This window comes from Chryseobacterium angstadtii, assembly GCF_001045465.1.
GTDB lineage: Bacteria > Bacteroidota > Bacteroidia > Flavobacteriales > Weeksellaceae > Chryseobacterium > Chryseobacterium angstadtii.
The window spans coordinates 546,374-568,286 of the sequence record NZ_LFND01000001.1 but is presented as its reverse complement, the minus strand read 5'-3'; the positions used below and the strand labels follow the sequence as shown (position 1 = coordinate 568,286).

Sequence of the window (21,913 nt, the reverse complement as noted above, 5' to 3'; positions counted from 1 at the left end):
CAGATGTTTACAGACCGTTATGCCTTAAATGCAGCCAATACTTCCATTAAAATAGAATACGTTATTCCACAGCGAGGTGTAGTTTTCGACAGAAACGGTAAGATTCTGGTAGGTAACCAGCCAGCCTATGAAATATCCTTTACCCAGGCTCTCATGAAGCCTGATTTCGATACATTGGGATTCTGTAATCTGATGCAGATCAGTAAGGCTGATTTTATCAATAGAATTGCTATTATCAAAAAAGAAAAATACTATTCAAAGCTGACTCCTATGACCTTTTTGAAGGACCTCAGCAGAGAAGATATAGCCAGAGTACAGGAGATTATCTTCAAATATCCTGCATTCAGTATTGTATCCAGACCTCAGCGCCAGTATGAAGTGGGAACTTCCGGAAACCTTCTCGGGTATACCAGTGAAGTGAATGAAAGAGAGATCAAGAAAGATTCCGCTTACTATCTTCCGGGAGACTTTATCGGGAAAACGGGTGTGGAAAAATCTTACGAAAAAGATCTTCGTGGGGTGAAAGGAATGAAATATATTCAGAAAGACATCAGGCTTAGAAATATAGGTTCTTATAAAAACGGTACGCTGGATAAAGATGTGGTTACCGGAAAAGATATTACGCTCACCATTGATTACGATCTTCAGAGAATGGCTGAAGAAATGCTTGTGGACAAACACGGAGCAATTGTAGCCATAGACCCGAATAATGGTGAAATACTGACGATGGCCACAGGACCGGATATTGATCCGAACTTATTCACAGGACCTTATAAATCTAAAAACTTATACGCTCTTTCCAAAGACACTTTATACGAAAACAAACCTACCTTCGACAGATCTGTGCAGGCAGCTTATCCTCCGGGTTCTACCTTTAAACTGCTTACCGCTCTGGCAGGAATGCAGATGGGAGTAATGGATGAAAACACCATTTTTCCATGTGGTGGAGGCTTTTATTATAAAGGATTAAGGATTAAAGGTCACGGTGGGGCAGATCCATTGATTCCTTCTATTCAAGTTTCCAGTAACTGTTACTTCTCGCATGCATTTATTGCGATTATGAATAAATATCCGGGCGATCCATCCAAAGGGGTAGATGAATGGAAAAAAATCATGAGCAGCTTCGGGGTGGGAGAATATTTGAATAATGATATTGCCGTAGGTTCTCCGGGAAGAATTCCTTCCGGAAAGTTCTACGAAAAAAGAAGCGGTAAGAAAAACTGGAGCGCAGACTATACAATGAATGGCTCGATTTTTAACGGGATGGGGCAGGGAGATGTTCTGGTAACACCTCTTCAGTTAGCCAATTATGTAGCTGCCATCGCCAATAAAGGCTGGTTCTATACTCCTCATATTGTTAAATCTATTGACGGAAAACCCAATCCGGATAAAAGATTCAAAACCAAACATCAGACTCTTGTAGATCCTAAACACTTTGAACCTGTTCTGAAAGGAATGGAAGCCGTAGTGCTAAGAGGGACGGCAAGAAGTTTAAAATCCAATGACTTTACCCAGTTAGCCAAAACAGGTACCGCACAGGTTCCTCAGGGAAAAGATAACTCCATTTTTGTATTGATTGCTCCTGCAGACAAACCAAGAATTGTAGTAGCGGCGGTAATGGAACATGCAGGATTTGGAGCAACATGGGCAGGTCCGGCCTGTACCGTGATTGCTGAAAAATATATTACCGGAGATCTGAAGCGGGAAAATCTGTACAAGAAGATGACGGGTGCCAGCTTTATGCCGGAATACAAAAGACAGTGGATTGCCGATTTGAAGCGTAAAGGCCTGTATAAAGACCCTAAAGAAGATTCTGTTAAACAGAAAAGGAGACTGGACAGCCTTAATTTTATCAAAGAGCAGAAAATAAAACTGCAGAAGAAAATAGACGAAGAAACAAAGAACAACTCTAAAAAAATAAAGCAATGAAATGGGCAGAAGGAATAGATAAACTAGGTCTGGGGCTGTATTTCCTGCTTTGTATTTTTGCCATTGCAAATATTTACAGTGTTGACCAGAAGTTAGGAGAAAAACAGTTGGTTTTCTTCTGTATCTCTTTATTTGTAGGGCTTATTATATTCGTTGGAAGAAGTAAATTCTTCGAAAATATGGCGGGTATTATCTATATCGGCGGGGTTTTACTGCTGATCGGACTTTTCCCGTTTGGAAAGGAAATTTTAGGCCAGAAAAACTGGTATAAATTCGGAAGCTTTACCATGCAGCCCGTGGAATTTGCAAAAATCGGAACCGCTCTTATGGTGGCCAATTATGTTTCCGGACCGGATTTTAACCTGAAAGTAAAGAAATCACTCTGGACTGTATTAGCCATTATCGGGATACCTGCCGCAGTAGTACTTGCTATTCCTGATGTAGGTTCTATGCTCGTATTTATTGCATTCTTTATAGCCTTGTACAGAGAAGGACTAAGCGGTCTTTTATTCGGGGTAGGATTTATTTTTGCCGGAGTCTTTCTGGTTTCTCTGGCTATACCTCCGGTGTATGTGGCGCTGACAGTTGTAGTGGTTGCCGGAGTTTTAATCGCAATGAACTACCACAGGATGTCCTGGGATGTTATCTCTATTTCAGGAATTGCAGGATCGATTCTTCTTTTGTGCGGACTGGCTTTTGGTTCGCCCTACATTCTGGAAAAACTTCCGAAACACCAGAGAGAAAGAATTGAGGTTCTTTACAAAGGAGAAAAAGCATTCAGAGATACTTCCGGGTACAACTTACTCTATTCAAAAACGGCAATAGGATCCGGAGGTCTTCTTGGAAAAGGATATCGTGAAGGATCTGTAACGCAGGGGAAATTTGTTCCTGAGCAGGAAACCGATTATATCTTCTGTACGGTAGGAGAAGAATGGGGCTTTGTAGGAAGCACAATTCTGGTGCTGTGCTATATGATCTATATCGGAAGGATCTATTACCTTGCAGAAAGGCAGAAATCTACCTTTAACCGCGTATTTGGGTATTGCTTTGCTTCCATCCTCATGATGCACTTTACCATCAATTTAGGAATGGTTATGGGGCTTTTCCCGACCGTTGGTATTCCGCTTCCGTATTTCAGTTACGGAGGAAGCTCGCTGCTTGCCTTTTCTATCATGACTTTTATTTTCTTTAAACTTAATTATTCGGATAAGAACAGCTTGGTGTAAGTTTATCGTTATTCGATCTTGATTTTATGAATTAATAGGAAATAATTTTCTCTTTTTTCAACGCACAATCATAGTCTGAGATAAAGAATTAATTTTATCAGTTTCACTGGATATGAATTGAATTTCCTTTTTATTTAATAATTTAAAACCTTATCGATCAGTATAAATTATTGATCTTTAGTATTTACAAAAGGTTGTAATATGTATATTTGTGTGAAATTATTTAGCCATGAAAAAGAAACAACTATTCCTTAATTTAATCTTACCTCTAGGATTGTTTGGACAATCAGTAGTTGTAATACCCAATACGGAAAAATATGGTGAAAATGGGATTGTTTATGACAATTCTCTATTTTTTTCCAAAAACTATAAACTTGTAAAATTTGATGGAGTGTCGGTAACCGGGACGGCTGAGCCATCTTATAATAATCAACCAATTAATGGACAACTTAGAGGAAGTATGATTATCTATAATAATAAACTTTGTTATAGTTATGACTATTATAATCCCGAAAGTCCTATTTTTAGCCATTTAAATAAAGACTATTTTATCACTTATGATGGCACAAACTACAATGTGTTATTAAACCCATATTATGTATATGCTGAAGGTGGAATAACTATAGAAGATGGTGAAAGTGATTTTAAACCTATTGAGTATAATGGAAAATTAATACTTAGATCAAATAGTACAAATGCAAATTATCCTGCGAGTCAATCATCATATTTTCATTTATGGTCATTTGATGGACAAGTACTTACTAGGATTGATAATCCATATTTTATTAATAATCCATACATTAATGTATCTCTTAGACCGCATTTAGGAAATTGGGCTTTAGTTTATAATAATGATTTGTATTTTGGTTACACTTATACGGGGTCCTATGGAAGTAGGATTGCAAAATTTGATGGAACAAATATAGCTCTATTAGACGATAATTTTATTTATTATGGAGGTATTTTCAATCTGGCTAATAATTTATATTTTAATATGTTTATGAGCCCAGTTACAGGTATTATAAATTATATTCCTGCATCCAATACTTTTTTATTGGCAGCTTCGATACCTCCACCAATGTCTGATGTTAACAATAAACCGCTTATTCATAATTCAAAAGCTTACCTAGCTACCGGAAATAAGAAACTTTCAGTTTTTGATGGGGCAATACAGTCTCAAATAGGTAATCCCGTATCTGGAGATAATGGAGTGGTGGGGAACCCGGTGCTATTTGGTACTGATGTCTTTTTTCAATATCAGGGCACCGGAGGTAAGTATTTTTTAGGTAAGTATACACCTGGAGATACAGGTCTTTCTATAATCTCTAATCCTTCTGCCGGTGATACAGGAATTGGTGCAAAATTTAAAGAATTCAACGGAGCTCTTTATTTTACCTATAAAACTTCCGCTGTTTCACCCAATGTTATCCCTTCTTATCTTGCAAAATATGATGGTAATGCTATTACGGTATTTCCTAATCCGGATGGTGGACTGGGAGTTCGGGACAATAGTTTTGTAGTTTACAACAATGAACTCTACTTTTCGTATGAAAATGTCAATAAGACTGTTGTATTGGCCAAATATGGAACTGCTGTTTTGAGTACGGACGAAACTGTTAAAGAGACTGGTGTTTCTGTATTTAAAGATAACAATGGTTTTTCAGTAGTATCAAAAACCAATAAAATTGCAAAAATAGAAGTTCTTGATGCCTCAGGAAGAGAGATTTTAAACGCGAAAGCCAATGCTCAGAAATATTCTTTTGAAATTGGAAATCATGGCGTTTTTATGGTTAATGTTACTCTTGAGAACGGTAAGGTTTCCACATTAAAAGTTAGAAATTAAAGGAACAGCTGTCTAGTTCAATAGAAGTTCATTAAAATATAATTTAAACATCTACAAAAGTCAAAATTAAATTTTTGACTTTTTTAGTCCTTGACTCGTGATTATGAAAAACGGATATGTCTCCAATCAGGATTTCCAAAATACCAATTTTACAGAGCAACCCTTACAAACAGCCGAATACGAACACTGTACTTTCAAAAATTGCAGCTTTGAATACGCGGATCTTTCAGATTTCAGTTTCACAGACTGTGAGTTCATCAGCTGTAATCTGAGCATGGCAAAATTGGTTAAAACAGCTTTCCGTACCGTTGCTTTCAAAGAATGCAAAATGTTTGGACTTCAGTTTAATGAATGCAATGGCTTTGGTCTTTCATTCACATTTGAAGGATGTGCTCTCAATAATGCCGTATTTTACAATACTTCAGTTAAAAAGACCATATTCAAAAATTCAAGGTTAATAGAAACTGACTTTGCAGAATGTGATCTCTCCGGTTCAGTATTTTCAGAATGTGATTTGTCCGGAGCTATATTCGATGGTACAAACCTTGAAAAAGCAGATTTCAGGACTTCGTTCAGTTGTTCTATAGATCCGGCAGTAAACAGGCTTAAAAAGGCTAGATTTTCGCGTTCTGAAGTGCATGGGCTTTTGTATAAACTGGATATTGAGATAGATTGAAATTAGAAGGTAGAGGTTAGAAGTTAGATGGTGGAAGTCGGGAAAACTTCTTCTGTTTATTTAATTAAAAATTCAATAGAGGTGGGCTTTAGCCCGCCTTCTGTATTTATTTTGTCTGTGTTTAAAAAAAATATTCTTCCATTGGTTTTTCTAATCTGAATTTATCCCCTAATAATTCAATAGAGGTGGGCTTTAGCCCGCCTTCTGTATTTATCTTGTCTGTGTTTAAAAAAAATATTCTTCCATTGGTTTTTCTAATCTGAATTTATCCCCTAATAATTCAATAGAGGTGGGCTTTAGCCCGCCTTCTGTATTTATCTTGTCTGTGTTTAAAAAAAATATTCTTCCATTGATTTTTCTAATCTGAATTTATCCCCTAATAATTCAATAGAGGTGGGTTTTAACCCACCTTATGCATTTATCTTGTCTGGTTTTAGGAACAGAACATTATTCCATTAATTCACCTATTCTGAAACAAATCCCGGAATAATTCAATAGAGGTGGCTTTTAACCCGCCTTTACATTTATCCTCACACGAAAGGCTTTAGCCAAAACTTACCATTCATAACAATTTTCTTAAAATGGGCTTTCAAATACCCACCAAATAAAAAACCATCAGATATCTGATGGCTTCATTATTTAAATCAATTATTTAAAATTAAAAACTTGTCGCTGCGGATGAAGTCGTAGATGCTAAATTGTTATAAGCTTCTCCATTCTCGTTGATCACTCTTTTAGCAAACCTGAATTTTGGTCCCCAATAAGAATCATTCAGCGATGAGATCATTACTCCTTTGGAAGTGGCTGCATGGATGAATTTAATTTCACCTTCTTCAGTTACACTTTCTACGATACCTACGTGTGAAATTCTTCTTCCGTGAGAAAAGAAAATAAGATCTCCTTTCTGAAGGTTTTCTTTTTCGATGCTTTCTCCTTCCTGAGCCTGAGAAGCTGCTACTCTTGGTAAGCTAAGCCCTGCTGCTGCTCCGAATACAGAAAGAACAAAAGCTGAACAATCAATACCTCTTCGGGTCATTCCTCCGTATCTGTAAGGAGTCCCCAGGTATGTTTCAGCTTCTTCAAGGATGTTATCGATTGTTTTATTGTATTTGATTGCCTTTGCAATCTCAGAATTCTTAATAGCTTTTTTCGCATTGGCGATAGATGCTGCCTTTTCAGCCAGGAAAGAATCAATAAGTCTTTGCTTATCCTGCTCCATTTTCTTGTTTTCAAGAGAGGCTAGTTTGGCATCTGTTTTGTATTCTTTAGCATAAGTTGCTGGTTGTGAAACTACATAATTTGTAGCGCATGACTGAACCGATACTGTAGACACTAAAGCAACTAAATAAAACAAAACTCTTTTCTTCATATATATTTGATTATCCGTGTTAAAAGGAATATTTATTTTTCAAAAGCATTACAAAAGTAGAGATTCCGAGTAAAAGACCCCTGATATGATTATTGTCAGGTTCTTTATTTAACACATTTTAACATATTATTTAAGTATGTTAAAGAAAAACAAACCGCAACCGCCTGTTTTTGGTGAGTCTGCGGTTTTTTTTATTAAGATTCTTTAACAAAATAAATACGGATTCCTTTATCTGTGGGATTTTGTAATTTAAAACTCTAATTTTCAATACTGTTAATAAAACAAAAAAACTCCCCGGAAAACCGGGGAGCTTAACTAATATGGAACTTTACAGATGTTATTTTGTGAATAACATTTCTCTATATTTAGTCATTGGCCAAAGTTCATCATCAACCATCATTTCAAGATCATCAGAAGCTTCTCTGATGCCATCGAATAAAGGTTTTACTTTGTTGCAGTACGCTTCTGCCTGCTTCTGACTATCTGATACAGCTTTCGCTGCTTCTCTTGCCTTAATAAGATCTTCAACGCCTAATTTGATCTTGGAAACATTTTCAGAGATATTAGCAATCAGGCTCATTTGCTCTTTAGCTAAAGTCTTGAATTCTTTGTCCCCGAAAATTTCTTTAAGACCCTTTACGTTTTCGATCAGTCTGTTTTGATAATTTAAAGCTGAAGGAATAATGTGGTTTCTTGCGATATCACTTAAAACTCTTGCTTCAATATCAATTACAGTAGAATATTTTTCTAATTTGATTTCGTTTCTTGCTTCAACCTCTCTGTGAGTAAATACTCCAATTTCTTCATAAAGTGCCAGGAATTTTTTGTCCATTTCCTGTTTAAGAGCTTCCGGAGTGGTTTTTAGATTGTTTAGACCTCTCTTTTTAGCTTCTTTTGCCCAGTCATCAGAATATCCGTCACCTTCAAACATAATGTTTTTACACTGCTTGATGTATTCTCTCAATACGTTGAAGATCGCTTCGTCTTTCTTCAATCCTGTTTCAATAAGAGCATCTACTTCTTTTTTGAAATCATTAAGCTGCTTGGCTGCAATGGTATTCATTACCGTCATAGACTCTGCACAGTTGGCAGAAGATCCTACCGCTCTGATCTCAAATTTATTTCCTGTAAATGCAAATGGAGAGGTTCTGTTTCTGTCCGTATTATCTAAAAGGATTTCAGGAATTTTTCCTACTACATTCAGTTTTAAATCCGTCTTTTCATCCGGAGAAAGTTTTCCTTCCGTTACTTTTTCAAGCTCTTCCAACACTCTGAACAACTGGCTTCCGATGAATACCGAAATAATAGCAGGAGGTGCTTCATTAGCTCCCAATCTGTGATCGTTGCTTGCGGATGCGATACTTGCTCTTAAAAGGTCAGCGTATTCATAAACTGCTTTAATCGTATTAACGAAGAAAGTTAAGAACTGTAAGTTTTTCTTAGGATTTTTCCCTGGGCTCAACAGGTTTTCACCAGTATCAGTTGCTAAAGACCAGTTGTTGTGCTTTCCGCTTCCGTTTACGCCTGCAAATGGTTTTTCGTGGAATAGAATGTGGAAATGGTGCTTGTGAGCAATTCTCGCCATGATGTCCATAAGCAAAGAATTGTGATCTACTGCAACGTTAACTTCCTCAAACATTGGGGCAAGCTCAAACTGGTTAGGGGCAACCTCGTTATGTCTTGTTGTTACCGGGATTCCCAGTTTCATACATTCTATTTCAAGCTCTTTCATGAAGTTCATTACCCTTGTCGGGATAGAACCGAAATAGTGGTCATCCAGCTGCTGCCCTTTAGCAGGAGAATGTCCTAATAAAGTTTTTCCTGTTAATACAAGATCCGGACGGGACTGGTATAAGGCAGAATCAACTAAGAAATATTCTTGCTCCCAACCTAAAGTAGGAGTTACTTTTGTTACATTTTTGTCAAAATACTGCATTACATTGGTTGCAGCTTCATCCACGGCATTCAAAGCTCTTAAAAGAGGTGCTTTATAATCTAAAGTTTCTCCTGTGTAAGAAATAAAAATAGAAGGAATACATAAAGTAGTTCCCATGATGAATGCAGGTGAAGTAGGGTCCCAAGCCGTATAACCTCTTGCTTCGAAAGTATTTCTGATTCCTCCGTTCGGGAAAGAAGAAGCATCAGGCTCCTGCTGGATCAATAGATTCCCGCTGAATCTTTCGATGGCTCTACCTCCTTCGATGGGTGTGAAGAAAGAATCATGTTTTTCTGCAGTAGTTCCTGTTAATGGCTGAAACCAGTGCGTGTAGTGAGTGGCTCCTTTGCTCATTGCCCAGTCTTTCATAGCTACGGCTACCTGATCTGCAATGTGTCGCTGGATTTTTGTCCCTTTTTTGATAGCATCCATAATAGACTGGAATGCCTCCTTTGTCAAATATTCTCTCATGGTCTCTTCTGAGAAAACATTCTGGCAGAATAATTCTGACAGTTTTCCAGGAACCTCAACGGAATTATCTCTTCTGAAGTCCTTAAATGGTAAAGTTTCTAACGCTTTGAATCTTAAAGTTGACATATCAAGGTTGTATTTTGTGGGGCAAATTTACAAAAAAAATGAATTGAAAACATTTTACCCCTTAAAAATTTAGGGGTTGTTGTGAAAATATTTAAAATTAAACAATGGTTTAATGTTTTTCAAGGGGGAGTTCAGGAGATCAAACACAAAGTGGAACCCCTGTAGCAGCTTTCTAAGTTCATAGAAGCAGGATCTGCTTTGGAATTCTAAAGATACAAATTTAAACCGCTTGTTAAAAGATACTTAAAATAAGTTGAGCCGAGATTTTGTATATTTGTGTGAAATTTATTTTATGACAAATTCTAGAGCTAGAGAAACAACAGAAGCAATTGAAAGATTATATATCTCTATGAGACATCTATTTTATAGAGGATTTTTCAAGCCGGCAGGAGTTTCAGGAGAAAGTATCAGAAGTTTGTTAAAGACGATCAATCCAGAGATTTATGGTACCATGAATATTCCTAATAAAATGGAATTAGATGGTTTGATGTATGTTTTAGACAGACTTCCGGAAGGTATTGAAGAATGCGCTTTTATTCATCTTACATCAGATGAGGGTTTTGATAAAGGAAGTTTCGAACCCATTGTTCCTAAAAAAAGGAGAAGAAACTGTTACAGAATAGACGAACACCAGATGAATATTGAAGTTCTTTTGGGACGTTCTGAAATTTATGATATTCTTACTCACTTAACCTTCTTATTTATAGAAGCAGATAAAGTGAGAAACCTGGCCTTCATTCAGGACGAAAACTGGAAACCTACACGTGCTTTTAAAATTATTGAAGAAGTAGTAAAAGGTGAAAAGAAATTCAGCAGAAAAGAAAAAGAGGTTGCTCTTATCCACTTATCATCATTAATAGGAAGAACTTTTGAAGAAACCCTGAATGCTTACAATGCTTTCGGTGACGATAATAATCCGGACCGTTTATTTAAAATCATCTACAACTTAGGAAAAGTAAGTCTGGAAGATGCCAAGCAGACCAGAGAAAGAGAAATTCATTTCAGTGCTATATTAAAGGAAAGAGTAGGGCATCATTATTTTGGTGAAAAATGGGCCAACAAAGTGAAAGAAGTTTTATTTGAAAACAATCTTCACATGCGTCCTCTACACATTATTTCTGCCAATATGCACTCTGTGAAGAATATGCTGTACGGAAATGATGCCTTAAAGAAAAAAGACAACAAAGAAGTAGATTACAAACTTTACGGCGAAATTTCCGATAAAAAAGAACTTCGTGATAAAGTTTCAAAATATGCTTTGGAAGAAGGAATGATTTATATTAATGATAAGAGCGGAAGTAATATTGATGTTCAGATCATTGATTTAAGCAAAACAAACCTTAAAAATACTCCGTTCAGCGGTATAAAATATGAAGGAGACGATGTTATCATGGTTTTCGACTATGCTTTCGGAGAACAGGCGTATGAAGTAATGGACGAATTACTGAGACCTTACGAGCATCAGGGAGAAGTGTACATGATGAAAGTAAAATCCGTTTCTATCATGGGGAAAGCCGGAATTCTGGCCGGTGGAAAAGGAGATATCATGATTCCTACATCCCATATCTTTGAAGGAACAGCAGATAACTATCCTTTTGAAAACGCCCTGAAGCTGGAGGATTTTAAAGATGATGAACTGAAAGCATTTGAAGGACCTATGATCACTGTGTTAGGAACTTCACTTCAAAACAGAGATATTCTTTCTTATTTTATGAACACATCATGGAAGGCCATTGGTCTTGAAATGGAAGGAGCTCATTATCAGAAAGCCATTCAGGTAGCCTCTAAGATCAGGCACCATATTTCACCGGATCTGTTCGTCTGCTATGCGTACTATGCTTCGGATAATCCTTTGGAAACGGGAAGTACCCTTTCTTCAGGAGGTTTGGGCCTTACAGGAGTGAAACCTACCTACCTGATCACTTTAAGAATCCTTGAAGAAATTCTGCGAAGTGGAAAGAAGGAAACTCCTGCTAAAAAATAATTAGATTTAAAAATCATATTGAACCTCAGATGTTATTGCATTTGAGGTTTTTTGTTTTGAAACGTGAATGATACAACGGAGCCTTGTCAAGGTTTTAAACCTTGACAAGGCTCACGGAAACAATTGCACTTTTATTGATGTCATTTGTGGTTAAATAAATCAGCACAATCCGCGAGAGCTTAAAAAATAATTATCTATTTAATTTTATAATATTCTGCGAACCATTTGTCAAACTGTTCTTTGTGTTTTTTCTGGGCAGAAGCAATAATTTCGGATGGTTTCCGAGTTGCGTTTAAACCGTAATTTTCCTGAAGCCATTTTAAAAACCTGTTCAGATCTCTGCTTTTTTTATACCCTTCATTTTTGTAAAAATAGGCCTGTTTCATATCAACTGAAATTTCAGCGTCAAATGTTATCAGATGAAGCAGCTCTAAAATATTTTCAGCCACGATATGCGTTCCTCCTTCATCACCAAATACCACAACGGGCATTTTATTCATTGGTTTTTGGGTTCCATCATTCCAGATTACATAAAAAGAGCCTGTACCGTTTGCCTGTGCAAAAGGAAATAGTTTTTCCAAAAATGACGGATCTTTGCTCCAGCTTTTAAGGCCTGATCGATCATCAATTGTTACGGCAAAGCCTTGTGAGTAAAATTCCGCAGATGAAATATGGTTTTGAAACTCAATCAGCTTTTCTAATTCGTCCGGAACGGCTGTTGAACCCCAATTCTCTCTGAATTCTTTAATATCTATTTCTCTAGGTATTGCCTGGTTTTTAAATTGAGGCGAGGAGTATGTAAGTTTTTCCTGTGTATTTTTTGAAAGCTTACCATCATCCTTATTTTTCTGTTCCGAACAGCCAAATAAAGTCAAGACTGTTGTAATTCCTGTAATTATTAAAGTTCTTATCATTGGGGTGTTGAATTTTAACCTGATTACTAATGAAAAAGCGTCATGAAGGTAACCTGAATTTAAACTTTTTTTAATTCTGCTCTATGAAATTACTAAAATATAATGAAATCAAAAACGGAAAAAAAATGAGGAAAATGAGCCTTGTCAAGATTTTAAACCTTGACAAGGCTTAAAATCAGAGAAAAAAATAATTATCTTTAAGAATCATAAAATCTCAAACAATGAGTTCAGTTTCACAATTAGCAAAAAGATTCAGGGAAGTCTTGCTGGACGGCTTGTGGATCGCCAATACGAATTTTAAAGATCAGCTTTCTGATGTAAGCTGGAAGCAGGCAATCACCAAAGTAGGCTCTCTGAATACCATTGCGATGCTTACCTTTCATATTGACTATTATATTGCTGGAATCAACAATGTTTTTGAAGGCGGTGAGCTCGAGATCAAAGACCAATTCAGTTTTGATCTGCCTCCGGTTGAAACTCCAGAGCAATGGAACGAACTTTTAAACAAGCTTTGGAATGATGCTGAGAAGTTTGCCACTCTACTGGAAAAAATGCCCAATTCAAAAATGAATGAGGTGTTTGTAGATGAAAAATACGGAACTTATCTAAGAAATATTGACGGAATGATTGAGCATGCCTACTATCATCTGGGACAAATCACCTTAATAAAGAAGATGCTGACCCATTAGAATTCCGAAGATTTTGGAAGACTACCTCAAACAATAAAAATATGCACAAGCATCTGTGTAAATTTGTGTAATCCGTGGTTAATAAAAAAGAAAATCCTTTATACATCTTCATATTTGAGGGTTTTATATAAAATACCTACCTTTAAAAAAAATAAATTTTAAATGAAAAAATCGGCTGCAATCCTTTTTGCGTTTATCATTTCACAATTTCAGGCTCAGCAGGGAGCTTACTATCAGCAGGCTGCGAAGTATAAGATGGACATTGATGTGAATGCTGAAAAATTTACTTACCAGGGAAATCAGACTTTAGAATATACCAATAACTCACCGGATGAGCTGAATGTGGTGTATTTTCATCTGTACTGGAATGCTTTTAAGCCTAATTCGATGATGGACCAGAGAGTGGCCGGACAAGGAAAGAACGGAGACTCGAGACTTCAGAAAGACGGCGTGTCAAGACTGGCTTCTATTCCAAAAGATCAGGAAGGAGCACAGAATATTCATTGGATCAAACAAAACGGAAAAGAACTGAAGTTTGAGATCCAGGAAACCATCATGAAAGTCTATCTGGCTGAACCGATTAAGCCTAATTCTTCCACTACTTTTACGATGGACTGGGATGCTGTAATTCCTCAACAGATTAGAAGAAGCGGGAGAAACAACAGGGAAGGTGTAGATATGACCATGACCCAATGGTATCCTAAAATTGCAGAATACGACTATGACGGCTGGGCTACTTTTGATTATATCGGAAGAGAGTTCCATGCCCCGTTCTCAGATTTTGATGTGACTATTAAAATCAACAAAGACTATGTAATCGGAGCAGGAGGAATTCTTGAAAACCCTGCTGATGTAAAAGGCTACGACGCCAATGCAAAAGTAAAGGCAGATAAAACTAAAAAAGCAGTCTGGAATTGGAAAGCCAGTAATATTCTGGATTTTGCCTGGAGTGCAGACAGAGACTATATCGTAAAAAGTTTCGATGTTCCTGAAGGACCAAAGGTATTTCTTGTGTATCAGCCCAACGAAAGAACAAAAGTTTGGGAAGAAGCCCAACCTTATGTGACCAAATATTTCCAGCTCATGAACAGCCATTTCGGAAAATACGTTTATCCTACCTATTCATTTATCCAGGGAGGCGATGGCGGAATGGAATACGGAATGTGTACCATGATTTTGGGAGAAGCACAGAATATTAAAGGTTTGATGGGGCTGATGGCTCATGAGGGAGCACATTCATGGTATCAGCAGATGTTGGCCACCAATGAGTCTGTGCGTCCGTGGATGGATGAAGGATTTACCAGTTATGCAGAAGGTTATGTTATGTATCAGCTGTTTCCGGAGGAACTTCCGAATCCTTTTGCCAATACGGTAAATGCATACAGAAATTTCGTTAAAAAAGGAATTGAAGAGCCTGCAGTCTGGCTTGGAGACCATCATGATAACGGGACATCTTATACCTATGCCTCTTATGTAAAAGGAGAATTGTATCTCGTAGAGCTTGGTTATATCATGGGAGAGCAGAAGCTGGCTGAAACCCTGAAGCAATATTATGATCAATGGCATATGAAGCACCCTTCAGACAGAGATTTTCTTCATATCGCCCAAAAAGTTTCTGGAATGGATCTGAAGTGGTTTAATAACTACTGGATCAATACCACAAAAACGATTGATTACGGAATCAAAGATGTGAAGTATGATGCTAAATCTACCACCATTACCCTTGTTAACAACGGTCAGGTTCCTATGCCGATTGATTTCAGTGTACTGACTACGGATAAAAAAGTAGTCACTTATCAGATTCCTTTAAATATGACCCATACCTGGAAGGAAAAAGATATCTACGGTGATTTTAAAACAATGCCTTACTGGCCGTGGACACAGAAAGAATATACACTCACAATACCTTACACAAAATCTCAGCTTTCCGTTTTAGGAATAGATTTCAGTCAGAGACTGGCAGATGTGAATACGGCAGATAATATCGTCGAGATAAAACAATAGGTGAGGTTCGGGACTCGGGATACGGGTTTGAGAATCGGAGTGTTTTAGAGTTTCGGGATGCGGGGTACGAGGTGCGGGTTATGGAGTCAACATTGGAGTGTTTCACATTCACATTTCACTTGCGAAGCAAAATTCACCATTGGCATTTCCTAATCTTTATCTCTGTCTCAGACCATCTGATGTCTGAAATCTGATAAATCATAAAAAAATAATCCCGTAGAACTTTTCCGCGGGATTTTTATTTGAATTAAAGTCTTTCACTGATTATTTTTCAGTCTAAAATCTGACGTCTGATATCTGGCATCTAAATTTCCCTTATTTTATCCCAAACTGCTGCACCATCCAATGATTAGTATGATTCTTCACAAGATCATTTTTTAAAACCTCATCTTTAGTATTGAGATAGCTGTATACTTTTAAAGGAACCGAATCCGGATATACTTTGAGTCCCTGATCCACGGCTGCTTTAGCTTCATTTTTCTTTCCGGCGCCATCCAGTGCTTCGGCTTTGTAGATATAGATGATGGCGGGAACTTTTCCGTAAATCTCCTGTGTTTCTTTCTCCAGCAAAGTCATTGCTTCAATCTGGAAATCCGTATCAGGTGTTTTTCCTGCCATGGAAGTTCGGCTGATATGTTGCTGATACATGAGGAAAAGCATCAGAATATGAAGATTTTTAGTGTCCGGATTGGAAGCGAGTTTTTCAATTCTCTGAACGGTCTCAGCTGTCATTTCATCTTTTTCGGCCTGCAGGTTTTTATTGTAAAATTCATCAAGAAGATCATATACCGCTCTGTCATTCTTGTCAATTTTTGTTACTTCTTTTATTTTCTGAAATACACTGGTAGCCTGGCCTGCGCTCTGTGCAGAAACATTCAGGGCAATACAAAAGAAAAATGTGTAGATCAATTTTTTCATGGAGGAGCAGGTTTAAAAGATTTTGAGTTTTAAAGGTAATTAATTGTTTTTAAAACTGGAAATGAATTCTTAAAACTGTTTTGACCTAGAAATAATAAATAGAGCTTCAGAGTCTCCATTCTCCATCATTTTTAGTCTTTTGATGTGACATTAGAGTGTAATCCAATACCTTTAACAGGATAAACAACAGGCTGTTATTCATCATTCAATAAGTGCGTTATAAACAAGAATAAGTGCAAAGCTGTAATTTTCTCTAAATAACAAGGATATTGCTTATTTTTGAGGATAAAGCCTTATTTTTACATCTGTTTTTTAACCCAGACTAGCTTAAAAAATTAAATGAATTCAATTGTAATCAACGTAGGAAACAGCAACATCAGATTCGGACTTTTCAATGGAGACAACTGTGATATTTCATGGGTGATTAATACAAAGCCATACAGGACGGTAGATGAGCTGTATGTTCAGATGCTGATGCTTTATCAGACGTATAAAATAGAACCGCAGGACATCAGTAAAATTATCATAGGATCTGTAGTGCCTCAGCTTACCAAAGTGATGAGTTCGGCTATTAAAAAAATCCACGGAATTTTACCTGTGATTGTTGATAGGACAACACCTTCGGCGGTGGTTGCCAAATCTAAACAGATGGGAACGGATATTTATGCCAATCTTGTAGCGGCTCATAATCTTTATCCTAACCGAAAAAAGATTGTCATTGATTTTGGAACTGCCCTTACAGCAAGCTGTGTAGCGGAAACAGGAGAAACAATGGGAGTAATTATTGCTCCGGGAATTGTAACCTCATTGAATTCACTGATCAACCAGACAGCGCAGCTTCCCGATATTGAACTGAAAAAGCCCAAATCGGTACTGGGACTGGATACGGTAACCTGCATGCAAAGCGGTATGGTATATGGGTTTCTGGGAATGGTAGAAGGTTTTATAGACCGTATCAACGATGAGGTGAATGATGATTGTTTTGTGGTGGCAACAGGCGGAGTCTCCCACGTTTACAAACCTCTGACAGAAAAAATTCATGTCATGGACAGACTGCACACCCTGAAAGGGCTTTATTTCTTAGGAAAAGACTTACAGGGTTAATTCCTATTTAAATAAGCAGACATTTCAAATCCATTGATTTAGAATTGAATCAATTAAAAAACTGATCATGAGAAAATTAAAAGAATTTCCGAGAATAGAAACAGAAAGACTGATCCTTTCTCAGCTGAGAGAGGAAGATATTCCTGTGGTAAAAGTATATCTTCAGGAGAAAATTTTCTCAGACCTTACGTCTAATATACCTTATCCTTATCTACTGGAACATGCGGAATTTTGGCTGAAAATCTCCAGAGAAGCCTTTGAAAACAATACGGGGTATACTTTCGCCGTCCGCAATAAAGAAGAACAGCTGATAGGAGCAATCGGCCTTCACGATAGAGATGATGATAAAGCCGAGCTGGGCTACTGGATGGGAAAGCCCTTCTGGAACAAAGGCTACATTACGGAAGCAGCCATCGCCCTGATTGATTTTGGATTCCGTGAACTGGAGGTTAATAAAATTTACGCGACTTATTTTCTCCACAATCCTGCTTCCGGAAGAATTATGGAAAAGGCAGGAATGAAAGAAGAAGCACTGCTGAAACAGCATCTCAAAAAAGACGGGGAATACTTTGATGTTATGATGTATTCTGTCTTTAAAAATAAATAATGATTTAACTTTTCGTGGAATAGGTTATCAAATCTGTAAATACTTCCATGAAAACAATCTATTCTTTTTTTGCGATTACCCTCTGTACATTTCTTTTCTCACAGACTAAATTAATTGCTTTTAAAAGCCACAGCGGAAATTCTGCCCATTTCAATACAGCCGTTTCTGAAAATCTTTTCGATGTCAACTCATCCAATCTTGGGGTAGTTCCGCAAAGATATGTAAGAGATGCGAAGCTGGATTCCGTCATCATTCTTAACGATAATGAAAGTATTCTGGTGACCAGTTCTGCACGGAAAATTGCAACGGATGGGAAGAAAAGAGTATGGGAACCGGGAAGAGAGATTGTTCGGAATCAAACCCTTTTCTCAAAGAAAAATATTGACAGCGTAAAAAATGTGCTGAAGAAATATTACTACTTTGTCAATGATATGGACAGTGTTGTTTTCGTTGAATATGATCAAAAAAATAAATCCTATAAAGAAATTAAACCTGTAAAAGAAGCTAAGCCGACGAAAGAGAAATCAAAAAAAGTATCTGGAGGTCTTCTGGTTGGCATTTTGATGATTTCAGGAGCATCAGGGTTTTACACCTGGAAAAAGAATAAGAAGAATCATGAAAAGTAAAATTCTGTCGGGAACCGGGATTTTCTTTCTGCTTTTTATTTTGTTCTTTCCGTTGAGTTTTATGGGAAGTTTTCAGAAAGAAACAACTCTGTTTTTCTGGGGAGATCTTACGGAATGGCTGGTTGCTAATGTTTTTAAGAGAAATCATGTAAGAACAGACTTTTCATCCGACAGTATTTCTATGTTTGTTCTGACAGCTGTCTTGCTTATACTATCTCTTTTAACGACAGTTTTAATAAGAAGGAAATATATAGGGAAGATTCTTTATTATTCTAAAGAAATTATCGTTTTATATCTTGCTGTAGTTCTTATGGAATATGGTTTTGATAAGGTTTTTAAAGCCCAATTCTATCTTCCTGAGCCCAATATTCTGTATTCCCGTTTCGGAAATCTGCATAAAGATATCCTCTTCTGGAGTACAATGGGGACTTCCCGTTTTTATTCAATATCTGCAGGAGTTTTGGAGCTTTTGGCTGCACTGCTGATCCTTTTCCGTACCACCAGAATTCCGGGACTGCTGTTGTCTGCGGGAATTTTAATCAACATATTTTTAATCAATATTGGTTTTGATATTTCGGTTAAGCTCTTCTCCGCGGTCTTGCTTTCCATGGTTCTTTTTGCTTTAAACGATGAATGGATTCCGCTGTACCGCTTTTTCATTCTAAAACAGGAAACAAGATTGAAAGTAAACAAGGAAACTGATAGCAAACTTCAGCCTTTTTGGGTCTTTTTTAAAACGGCTTTTGTAGGACTTTCACTGGCTGCTATTCTTTTTCCTTATGTCAATACCGGAAATTATAATGATGATAGGGCGGAAAGACCTTTCCTTCATGGAGCTTTTAGAAACCTCGATGAAAATTCAGATATTCAGTATGTCTTCTTTCACCGGAACAGTTATCTTATTCTGATGGATAAAAACGAAAGAATGACGGATTTTCATTATACCTTCGATGCAAAAGACCATCTTATCCTTGAAGATGACAGGAACAGAAAGACAAAGGTTGATTATGTATATCATAAAAAAGACAGCCTGCTCACGCTTCGTTTCGGAGAATATACCATAACGGGCAAAGAACTGAACTGGCGAAAGATGAATGCTTTACAACCTCTTTTCCATGCAGCTATTGAAGATGCAGAGTAAGGAAGGCATTAGGCAGAGATCAAGATTAGGAAATGTGAATGGTGAATTTTGCTCCGTAAGTGAAATGTAAATGTGAAACATTCCAATACAGCACTCCGTAACACGCATCCATAAGCTCTCAAACCCTAAAACACTCCGACTCCCAAACCCGTACCTCTTATCCCGAAACCCGCACTACCTCTTACTTTTAAAAAACGCCTTCACAATTCCAGAGCATTCCTGCTCCATTATTCCCGTTACCATTTCAGTTTTCGGATGCAGAGAAAGGTGTTTATTGATAAATCCTCTCTGTTCGTCTCTGGCTCCTATCACCACTTTTGAGATCTGTGACCAGGCCAAAGCTCCTGAGCACATGACGCAAGGCTCAAGGGTAACATAAAGTGTACAGTTAATTAAATATTTTCCTCCCAGGAAATTGGCGGCGGAAGTGATGGCCTGCATTTCTGCGTGGGCTGTCACGTCATTTAATGTTTCGGTAAGGTTGTGGGCTCTTGCAATAATACGGTTGTTGGATACAATCACACATCCGATGGGAACCTCATCTTTTTCTAAGGCGGCTTCTGCTTCCTGCAGGGCCATTTTCATATAATATTCGTCGGTAAACATTTAATCTTCAATTGTTAAAGTTAAAGGAAGTCTCAGGCTGTGTCTTACCGGATCTCCATTGATGATTGCCGGAGAAAATTTTTCCGAAACAGAATACATTGCAATCTCGGCCTGCCGGTTGAATGTGAAATTATCACCATTTGCGTGAACATTGCTGATGCTTCCGTCTTTCTCTACAATAAAAGCCACATCTGTTTTTACGGTTTTGGCCACAGAGTAAACGGCGGGCGTATAAAAGATGTTGGCAATTTCCTGTCTCAATGTATTGAAGCCTCCGGGGTAATCAGCGGCTTTCTCAAAAACAACAGGTTTTTCGGTACTATTTTCAGAGATGCTTTTAGGATTTTTTAAAGCCTGTAAATCTTCCAGATTTCTCACCCTTAACAAAGCTCCGATCATTGCTACATTTTCAATGCTGTCCATTTTTTTCATAAAAAGAACATAGTCAAGCTTTATACTGGCTTTTCTGAAGGAATCTGATTCTAGGTCAAATTTCTTTTTGAACTCCGTATTCAGCATATTCCGGTGTTGGTTGTAATAGTTTTTCACATTCCGGAATTCTTCCTTCTGCTGTGAAAAGCAAAATGAAGAAATAAGGCAGAACAGATAGAGAAATAGAGCTTTCAAAAGAGTATATTTATGTAAATATAATCAAAAAATATCAGCTTTTTTATGCTTGGGTATTATCTTCAATATAACGGTTCAGAGACTCCTGAAGATGGGTGCGTATGTCGTCAACTAAAGCTTTCGGTTCCAGAACTGTCACTTCTTTTCCATATGAAAGAATTTCCTGCATAAAATCGTAGGTAGGGTGGAGGAAAAACTCAAAATAGATCTCATCCGGTGTTTCCTTTGTTTCTTTCTGAGACTGGTGAAGCGGAAAACTTCTGATGTATTCACCCTGATGTCTGCTGCATTTCATAACGATATTCTGAGGCTTTTGCTCTGCAAGATTCATAACGCCGAAAGCATTTTTAAAATGCTCCCTGAAATTGTAATTGTACTTTTCGCGGAATTTGTTGTCGCTCACATCCAGATAGTTCACTCTGTCCAAACCGAAAGACTTCAATACTTTGTCTTTGGTATCAATAGCGATGAGGTACCATCTGTCCTTAGATTCTTTTAAAGCCAGGGGATGGACTTTCCGGGAAGTCATCATTTTATTTTTGTAATTGTAATGCTCAAAGCTGACTACTCTTTTATTGCGGATGGCGAAGAATAGATCATAAAAATGTTCTATTCCGGTGGGTTTTCTGCTTTCAAAAAAGATAAAATTTGAAAAATCAGGATGAAGATTCAGGGCATTGCTTACCTGGAAAGATTCCAAAAGCTTCTGATTATACTCGTCCACTTCCATAATGGGGCGGCTTTCAATATAATACCGGTTGTCTCCCTTCTTTTTGTTGTGAATGGAAAGGTTAAAAAGATCGGAAATTTCCCGGATATCCCTTTGCAGCGTACGGATAGAATAGCTTTTGATCTCTGCATCCTGGAATTCGAAAGAGTTGAGAAGATAGTTCTCCAGCTGGGAATAGGTAGCCGGAGAACTTTCTAATCTTTTAATAATTAAGGCATATCTCGTCAGATAAAAATCTTTTTTCATTCGTCTATAATTTATAAGGCAGCATGGCTGCGTTTCATGGTAAAATTTTATAAGACAAATATATAGGCTTAATGCGACAAAACGTGTCGTGTTTTAATTTTTTATAGAAAAGAAAAGCCGCAATTTTCGTTGCGGCTCTAT

General features: G+C 37.3%; 18 protein-coding genes. 11 read left to right on the top strand and 7 right to left on the bottom strand.

Translation table 11 applies throughout. The features are described 5' to 3' along the window. Positions 1–3 precede the first annotated feature (3 nt). The 4 genes from ACM46_RS02415 (at position 4) to ACM46_RS02400 (ending at position 5,674) form a co-directional block, all read left to right on the top strand. Positions 4–1,929 (top strand): penicillin-binding transpeptidase domain-containing protein, encoded by a 1,926-nt coding sequence (locus ACM46_RS02415; protein WP_420911826.1) that lies wholly within the window; start codon positions 4–6, stop codon positions 1,927–1,929. Further along, on the top strand, positions 1,926–3,155 hold the full coding sequence (rodA, locus tag ACM46_RS02410; RefSeq protein ID WP_048505009.1) for a rod shape-determining protein RodA: 1,230 nt from the start codon (positions 1,926–1,928) through the stop codon (positions 3,153–3,155). The genes ACM46_RS02415 and rodA overlap by 4 nt, the downstream gene beginning before the upstream one ends. Positions 3,156–3,384: 229 nt before the next feature. Further along, positions 3,385–4,998, top strand: coding sequence for a hypothetical protein (locus ACM46_RS02405; RefSeq protein WP_048505008.1), 1,614 nt, complete (start codon positions 3,385–3,387; stop codon positions 4,996–4,998). A gap of 103 nt (positions 4,999–5,101) precedes the next feature. Continuing rightward, positions 5,102–5,674, top strand: a complete 573-nt coding sequence (locus tag ACM46_RS02400; RefSeq protein ID WP_048505007.1) for a pentapeptide repeat-containing protein — start codon at positions 5,102–5,104, stop codon at positions 5,672–5,674. A gap of 658 nt (positions 5,675–6,332) precedes the next feature. Here the strand turns inward: ACM46_RS02400 and ACM46_RS02395 are convergent. Continuing rightward, positions 6,333–7,043 (bottom strand): C40 family peptidase, encoded by a 711-nt coding sequence (locus ACM46_RS02395; protein WP_048505006.1) that lies wholly within the window; start codon positions 7,041–7,043, stop codon positions 6,333–6,335. Between the two features lie 337 nt (positions 7,044–7,380). After that, positions 7,381–9,576 (bottom strand): glutamine synthetase III family protein, encoded by a 2,196-nt coding sequence (locus ACM46_RS02390; protein WP_048505005.1) that lies wholly within the window; start codon positions 9,574–9,576, stop codon positions 7,381–7,383. 292 nt (positions 9,577–9,868) lie between these two features. Here ACM46_RS02390 and ACM46_RS02385 point away from each other — a divergent pair, with 292 nt between their 5' ends. Continuing rightward, positions 9,869–11,560 carry a DUF6909 family protein gene (locus ACM46_RS02385; protein WP_048505004.1) on the top strand — a complete coding sequence of 564 codons (1,692 nt, stop codon included), beginning with the start codon at positions 9,869–9,871 and terminating at the stop codon, positions 11,558–11,560. 194 nt (positions 11,561–11,754) lie between these two features. Here ACM46_RS02385 and ACM46_RS02380 read toward each other — a convergent pair whose 3' ends face one another. Beyond that, positions 11,755–12,474, bottom strand: coding sequence for a hypothetical protein (locus tag ACM46_RS02380; RefSeq protein WP_048505003.1), 720 nt, complete (start codon positions 12,472–12,474; stop codon positions 11,755–11,757). Between the two features lie 221 nt (positions 12,475–12,695). Between ACM46_RS02380 and ACM46_RS02375 the strand changes: the two genes are divergently transcribed. Further along, the gene (locus tag ACM46_RS02375) at positions 12,696–13,163 is read left to right on the top strand and encodes a hypothetical protein (RefSeq protein WP_048505002.1); all 468 of its coding nucleotides are present in this window, start codon (positions 12,696–12,698) and stop codon (positions 13,161–13,163) included. A gap of 162 nt (positions 13,164–13,325) precedes the next feature. Then, positions 13,326–15,167 (top strand): M1 family metallopeptidase, encoded by a 1,842-nt coding sequence (locus tag ACM46_RS02370; protein ID WP_048505001.1) that lies wholly within the window; start codon positions 13,326–13,328, stop codon positions 15,165–15,167. Positions 15,168–15,482: 315 nt separating this feature from the next. Here ACM46_RS02370 and ACM46_RS02365 read toward each other — a convergent pair whose 3' ends face one another. Then, positions 15,483–16,085, bottom strand: a complete 603-nt coding sequence (locus ACM46_RS02365) for a hypothetical protein (protein ID WP_048505000.1) — start codon at positions 16,083–16,085, stop codon at positions 15,483–15,485. A gap of 339 nt (positions 16,086–16,424) precedes the next feature. Between ACM46_RS02365 and ACM46_RS02360 the strand changes: the two genes are divergently transcribed. From ACM46_RS02360 to ACM46_RS02345, 4 genes are all read left to right on the top strand, one after another. After that, positions 16,425–17,189 carry a type III pantothenate kinase gene (locus ACM46_RS02360; protein WP_048504999.1) on the top strand — a complete coding sequence of 255 codons (765 nt, stop codon included), beginning with the start codon at positions 16,425–16,427 and terminating at the stop codon, positions 17,187–17,189. Between the two features lie 67 nt (positions 17,190–17,256). Continuing rightward, positions 17,257–17,796 (top strand): GNAT family N-acetyltransferase, encoded by a 540-nt coding sequence (locus tag ACM46_RS02355; protein ID WP_048504998.1) that lies wholly within the window; start codon positions 17,257–17,259, stop codon positions 17,794–17,796. Between the two features lie 47 nt (positions 17,797–17,843). Beyond that, the gene (locus ACM46_RS02350) at positions 17,844–18,422 is read left to right on the top strand and encodes a hypothetical protein (protein WP_048504997.1); all 579 of its coding nucleotides are present in this window, start codon (positions 17,844–17,846) and stop codon (positions 18,420–18,422) included. Next, positions 18,412–19,563 (top strand): hypothetical protein, encoded by a 1,152-nt coding sequence (locus tag ACM46_RS02345; protein WP_048504996.1) that lies wholly within the window; start codon positions 18,412–18,414, stop codon positions 19,561–19,563. The genes ACM46_RS02350 and ACM46_RS02345 overlap by 11 nt, the downstream gene beginning before the upstream one ends. Before the next feature lie 174 nt (positions 19,564–19,737). Here ACM46_RS02345 and ACM46_RS02340 read toward each other — a convergent pair whose 3' ends face one another. The 3 genes from ACM46_RS02340 to ACM46_RS02330 are packed head-to-tail and all read right to left on the bottom strand — an operon-like array spanning position 19,738 to position 21,772. Further along, entirely contained in the window at positions 19,738–20,169 is a 432-nt protein-coding gene (locus ACM46_RS02340; RefSeq protein WP_048504995.1) for a nucleoside deaminase, read from the bottom strand. Further along, positions 20,170–20,796 carry an energy transducer TonB gene (locus tag ACM46_RS02335; RefSeq protein ID WP_241485955.1) on the bottom strand — a complete coding sequence of 209 codons (627 nt, stop codon included), beginning with the start codon at positions 20,794–20,796 and terminating at the stop codon, positions 20,170–20,172. Positions 20,797–20,839: 43 nt separating this feature from the next. Further along, entirely contained in the window at positions 20,840–21,772 is a 933-nt protein-coding gene (locus ACM46_RS02330) for a helix-turn-helix transcriptional regulator (RefSeq protein ID WP_048504994.1), read from the bottom strand. Positions 21,773–21,913 lie beyond the last annotated feature (141 nt).

Excerpts from the sequence above, each read along its gene's own strand:
- ACM46_RS02375 (WP_048505002.1), top strand. The coding sequence starts at position 12,696 with ATGAGTTCAGTTTCACAATTAGCAAAAAGATTCAGGGAAGTCTTGCTG.
- ACM46_RS02365 (WP_048505000.1), bottom strand. The coding sequence starts at position 16,085 with ATGAAAAAATTGATCTACACATTTTTCTTTTGTATTGCCCTGAATGTT.
- ACM46_RS02345 (WP_048504996.1), top strand. The coding sequence starts at position 18,412 with ATGAAAAGTAAAATTCTGTCGGGAACCGGGATTTTCTTTCTGCTTTTT.
- ACM46_RS02355 (WP_048504998.1), top strand. The coding sequence starts at position 17,257 with ATGAGAAAATTAAAAGAATTTCCGAGAATAGAAACAGAAAGACTGATC.
- ACM46_RS02380 (WP_048505003.1), bottom strand. The coding sequence starts at position 12,474 with ATGATAAGAACTTTAATAATTACAGGAATTACAACAGTCTTGACTTTA.
- ACM46_RS02360 (WP_048504999.1), top strand. The coding sequence starts at position 16,425 with ATGAATTCAATTGTAATCAACGTAGGAAACAGCAACATCAGATTCGGA.
- ACM46_RS02400 (WP_048505007.1), top strand. The coding sequence starts at position 5,102 with ATGAAAAACGGATATGTCTCCAATCAGGATTTCCAAAATACCAATTTT.
- ACM46_RS02385 (WP_048505004.1), top strand. The coding sequence starts at position 9,869 with ATGACAAATTCTAGAGCTAGAGAAACAACAGAAGCAATTGAAAGATTA.
- rodA (WP_048505009.1), top strand. The coding sequence starts at position 1,926 with ATGAAATGGGCAGAAGGAATAGATAAACTAGGTCTGGGGCTGTATTTC.
- ACM46_RS02330 (WP_048504994.1), bottom strand. The coding sequence starts at position 21,772 with ATGAAAAAAGATTTTTATCTGACGAGATATGCCTTAATTATTAAAAGA.
- ACM46_RS02405 (WP_048505008.1), top strand. The coding sequence starts at position 3,385 with ATGAAAAAGAAACAACTATTCCTTAATTTAATCTTACCTCTAGGATTG.
- ACM46_RS02395 (WP_048505006.1), bottom strand. The coding sequence starts at position 7,043 with ATGAAGAAAAGAGTTTTGTTTTATTTAGTTGCTTTAGTGTCTACAGTA.
- ACM46_RS02370 (WP_048505001.1), top strand. The coding sequence starts at position 13,326 with ATGAAAAAATCGGCTGCAATCCTTTTTGCGTTTATCATTTCACAATTT.
- ACM46_RS02350 (WP_048504997.1), top strand. The coding sequence starts at position 17,844 with ATGAAAACAATCTATTCTTTTTTTGCGATTACCCTCTGTACATTTCTT.
- ACM46_RS02415 (WP_420911826.1), top strand. The coding sequence starts at position 4 with ATGTTTACAGACCGTTATGCCTTAAATGCAGCCAATACTTCCATTAAA.
- ACM46_RS02340 (WP_048504995.1), bottom strand. The coding sequence starts at position 20,169 with ATGTTTACCGACGAATATTATATGAAAATGGCCCTGCAGGAAGCAGAA.
- ACM46_RS02390 (WP_048505005.1), bottom strand. The coding sequence starts at position 9,576 with ATGTCAACTTTAAGATTCAAAGCGTTAGAAACTTTACCATTTAAGGAC.